The 3,927-nt window shown below is 68.1% G+C and carries 2 protein-coding genes and 2 pseudogenes; 1 reads left to right on the top strand and 3 read right to left on the bottom strand.

Features of this window, described 5'->3' with window-relative positions; translation table 11 throughout:
* Together J5Y21_RS11530 and J5Y21_RS11535 are read right to left on the bottom strand one after the other, a co-directional pair.
* A pseudogene (locus J5Y21_RS11530) lies at window positions 1-237 on the bottom strand (hypothetical protein); the annotation flags it as partial.
* Window positions 238-289: 52 nt separating this feature from the next.
* Entirely contained in the window at window positions 290-931 is a 642-nt protein-coding gene (locus tag J5Y21_RS11535) for a porin PorA family protein (protein ID WP_210576078.1), read from the bottom strand.
* On the opposite strand from J5Y21_RS11535, the gene J5Y21_RS11540 reads away from it, so the two are divergent.
* On the top strand, window positions 930-2,090 hold the full coding sequence (locus J5Y21_RS11540; protein WP_210576080.1) for an acyltransferase: 1,161 nt from the start codon (window positions 930-932) through the stop codon (window positions 2,088-2,090). The genes J5Y21_RS11535 and J5Y21_RS11540 overlap by 2 nt on opposite strands.
* Before the next feature lie 1,450 nt (window positions 2,091-3,540).
* On the opposite strand, the pseudogene J5Y21_RS11860 reads toward J5Y21_RS11540, so the two are convergent.
* Window positions 3,541-3,903 (bottom strand): annotated as a pseudogene (locus tag J5Y21_RS11860) (alpha-(1->3)-arabinofuranosyltransferase family protein); the annotation flags it as partial.
* Window positions 3,904-3,927: the final 24 nt, after the last annotated feature.

Genomic DNA, 3,927 nt, shown 5'->3' on the forward strand with positions numbered 1-3,927 from the left:
CGCGCCGACCCACGCAGCCGCACCCGCGCCCGCGACCATCAGCACGGCGACGAACCACGTCGCGGGCACCAGCTTGCCGACGACCGCCAGCACCCCGTCCTGCGGCGCACTCCGCGCCGGTAAATCACCGAAACCCACCGCCGCGTGAGTGAGCGCTGGGTGGGGAAGCACCATCATGTCGCGCAGCGCCAATGCCGCGCCAGGCGAGACGAAAGCCAGGAGGAACGGCCAAGTCAGCGCGCCGACGAGGAAGACGCCCCACGCGGAAAGCGCGGTGCGGCCCCACCAGCTAGCGCCGGACAAAGATCACCACTCCCACGGCCGCGGCGAGCACGGCCATGAACGCGCCCAGGAACGCCAAGAATTGCAGGAATTTGAGCACGCGCACGCGGTCGTGGGCGAGGGCGAGTTGGGTGGCCCGCGTGCCGTCGTCAAGCGTGAATGAACCGTCAGCTGTCTCCCACGTCGCGCCCACGAGCGTTCCCGTGCGGCGCTCCACCACGAATGTGCGCTCGGCGTGGTAGTCCTCGCCTTCGAAAGTCCCGTGAAATTCGTAGGTGCGCAGGCCGTCGACTGTGCCCGGGCCCACGTAATCGACGGTGCCCTGCGCGTCGCCCACCGGGTCGTAGACGCGGAAGCTGCGCCGGTCCGGCTCGAAGGGGAAGAGGAAGACCAGGCCGCGCGACGTCTCAGCTGTGTAGCGGGAAATCTCGTCGCGGAATTCACCGCCTGGGCCGCGCACCGTGATGGTCGCGTCCTTCTTCGCGCCGCTGACCTCGATTTCTTCAGTGATGTCTGCCGGCCCGGTCCAGCCGAGCGACGTCACGCGGTTATCCAGCGGTTTCATCGCAGTGACGATCGGCGGTGCCACCATCGTTCCCAGGACCATGCCGACGACGAACACGGCGACGCACCAGTACAGCCGCTTCATGGCCCTCCTTTACACTTGCAGTATCTCGAACACTAGCAAGCAGCATCACCCAATCCTCCCCGAACTCGAGGGCCTGCGGGCAGTCGCCGCCCTCGGGATCGTGGTCACGCACGTCTCCTTCCAAACAGGGCTGGGCAGCGCGCTATTCGAGCGCTTCGATTTCTTCGTCGCCGTGTTCTTCGCCCTATCAGCTTTCCTGTTGGCGCGCGGACAAGCACGCTTATCGACGTACCCCTCCCACCGCCTCACCCGCATCCTCCCCGCCTACCTCGTGTGCGTGGTGGTGGTCATGGCTGCGCTGCCGAGCCTGTCCGGGCTGAACTGGCGGCAAGCACTGGCCAACCTCTTTCTGGTGCAGATCTACGTCCCTGACGGGCTGGTGCCCGGGCTGACGCAGATGTGGTCGCTGTGCATCGAAGTGGCGTTCTACATCGTCTTGCCTGCGTACCTGGTGCTCGGGCAGCGCGGACGTGCGGTCCTGCTCGTCGTTGCCGTTTCGTTCGGGTTGGCGTGGCCGTGGCTTATTCGCGGCTTCGACGCGCCAGTCAACCTCCAGGTCTTCCCGCCGTCGTATGCTCCGTGGTTCGCCGTCGGACTCGGGTGCGCCGAGCTTGAGCGCGCTGGTGTCCGCCTCCGCATCGGCGGCTCAGTGCGCTGGCTATTTCCGCTGCTCGCGCTGGCTGTCGCGTGGCTCGCCGGCCAGGAGTGGGTCGGTCCGCGCGGATTGACGCACCCGAGTCCGTCCGAGTTCAACGCCCGGATCATTTTGGGCACCGTCTTCGCTGCTTTGTGGCTCGTCCCGTTCGCGCTGGCTCCCCAGCGCTCGGGCCGCGGCGTGTTGGCTAGCCCTGTCATGCGCGCGTTAGGGCGCTGGTCCTATTCCATCTTCCTGTGGCACGTCGCGGTGCTTGAGATCGCGTTCCCGGTCCTCGGCCGCGAACTGTTCACGGGAAGCGTTGTCGACTTCGCGCTGGTGCTCGCCTTCACCGTCGCCGTGTCAGTGGCCGTGAGCTACATCAGTTACGAGCTTGTCGAGTCCCCCGCCATCCACTGGCGGCGAGACAACTCACCGCGACGCACCCCGCCACCGTCACCGCCAGCGAATCCCCCGCATAATTCGCAGCTGGCCACGGTGCCCGCGCCAACCACAAGCCCATGACCCCCGCTGCACCAGCGCCGAGCGCCCACGGCGGGATCAGCGTGAACCGGCGGATCAGGAAGGTCACTGCATAGGCTGCTGCGCCTGCGAGTCCGCCGGCAGCGAACACAGCTGCGGCCGCTGCAGCCGAGACGACCAGCGCGGATCGATCCCGAGACTGGTCCCCGCGGCGCGCGCTCGTCCGCGGTGTCGGCGGGCTCCACGAACTCCACAGCACGCATAGTCCCAGCACTAGCAGACTGAGCGCGCCACCGAAGATGAGGCTGGCGCGGAAGAATCCCTCCCCGGCAAAGCTCATCATGAATGTGCCGTGGGTGCCGGCGGGGAGGCGGAAGGCTTGCATACCGGAGTCGACACGCACGGGCTCGAGGTCGGTGCTGCCTTCTGGGCCGTTGACCGTTCCGCGCAGCCCGTCGTTGAAGGACCGGGTGGTCAGAATGAGGCGGTCGGAGGGGGCGGGGTCGACGGTGCCGTCGAAAGGCGACCACGCAGCTGAGTGTTCGGAGCGGGTGAGCGCGACTGTCTCCGCGTCGGTGACGATGGTGTGATCGCCCGCAGGCAGCTCGACCGGGCCTTTGTCGTGATGCTCGCCGTCGATTTCGGCTGCGTGGGTCAATTCCCACGTTGCGGCGCGGTCGGTGGTGAAGGCGCGGCGGATGACATCGTCGGCAGGCAGGAGCCGCTGGAAGAAATACGTGTCGCCGGTCCCGGGCACCGCGACGATGCGCGTTACGCCGGCGTCGAATTCGCTGATGCCCGCCGGCTCACCGAGTGCGATGCGGATCGGGCCGGCAGCGTCGCCGACACGGACGGTGAGAGGCTCACCCGCGTCGAAAGAGACCTCGCGGGAGCCACCGGGCCAGCTCACGGTGGCGTCGACATCCTCCGTCGCGGTGACAGTGATCTCGCGGACAGGCGTCTCGGGGGAGACTTCGATCCAGGGGGAGCGGTCGCCGGGAGTGGGGTGCCAGGCGGTGTCGTCGAGGTCGTCGACGGCGGCGGTGAGTGACTCCGCCGGTTTCGCGCCGCCGAAGGACGTGGCATCGGCAGCCGACGACGACGCACGCACGCTCCCGCCCTCAGATGCCACAGCCACGCGCCGGGCCGAAGACGGGTAGTCGGTGACGCGGTTGCGGATCTCGCCGCCCTCCGACAGATCATGCAGGTGAGCAGAGCTGGGGCCGGTCAAAGTGCCGTAATTGCGCTTCGCCAAGGCGGGGGTGTCGGTGACGATATCGGCGTCCTTCGCGCTCACGATCTCCCGCGGGGAGTAGCCGAAGGTGCGGTCCAACAGCGGCAGGACCTCCCCGCCGCCGGCGACGGTGGGCAGTTCGGTGTCGGCGATCATCATGTCGCGTTGCGGTTCGACCAGGTAGACAGAGATGTCGCCGAAGCGTTCGGGCTCGCCGAAGGACGCGTCGAGCGTCGGCGCATCAGGCCCGGAGGCCAGATCGTCGCGCACCACGACAGCGCCGACGCCGATAGCGCGCATGGCCTCCGGGGAAAGCGCCGCCATTTGTCCGTCGAGGCCGCGGATGGCTTCGGGGTCGACGAGCGGGACGGCGTCACGCGCGGCGAAGCGTGTCGACGTCAAACCCTGGATCGGTTCGTCGCGCGTCCAGCCCCAGGTCTGCCGTGCGAACTGCGCCTGCGGAACGACGAGGGTGCGGGTCCCGGCGGCATTCGCGTCAATGAAGGAAGCAGCGGCGTCCCAGTCCGACGACACCGCCGTCCATGTCCCTTCCGGGGCGAGGCGCAGCGTCCACGCGGGCGAGGTCGCAAGCACGGTGACCAGCACGCCCGCCACCACCACGGGCGTCCGCGCGCGGCTCAGCGC

The organism is Corynebacterium sp. Marseille-P3884, from assembly GCF_017942225.1.
In the GTDB taxonomy this organism is placed as follows: Bacteria; Actinomycetota; Actinomycetes; order Mycobacteriales; family Mycobacteriaceae; genus Corynebacterium.

Bases quoted from the DNA above. Each gene is read 5' to 3' on its own strand.
- J5Y21_RS11540 (WP_210576080.1), top strand. From the start codon at position 930: ATGGCCCTCCTTTACACTTGCAGTATCTCGAACACTAGCAAGCAGCAT.
- J5Y21_RS11535 (WP_210576078.1), bottom strand. From the start codon at position 931: ATGAAGCGGCTGTACTGGTGCGTCGCCGTGTTCGTCGTCGGCATGGTC.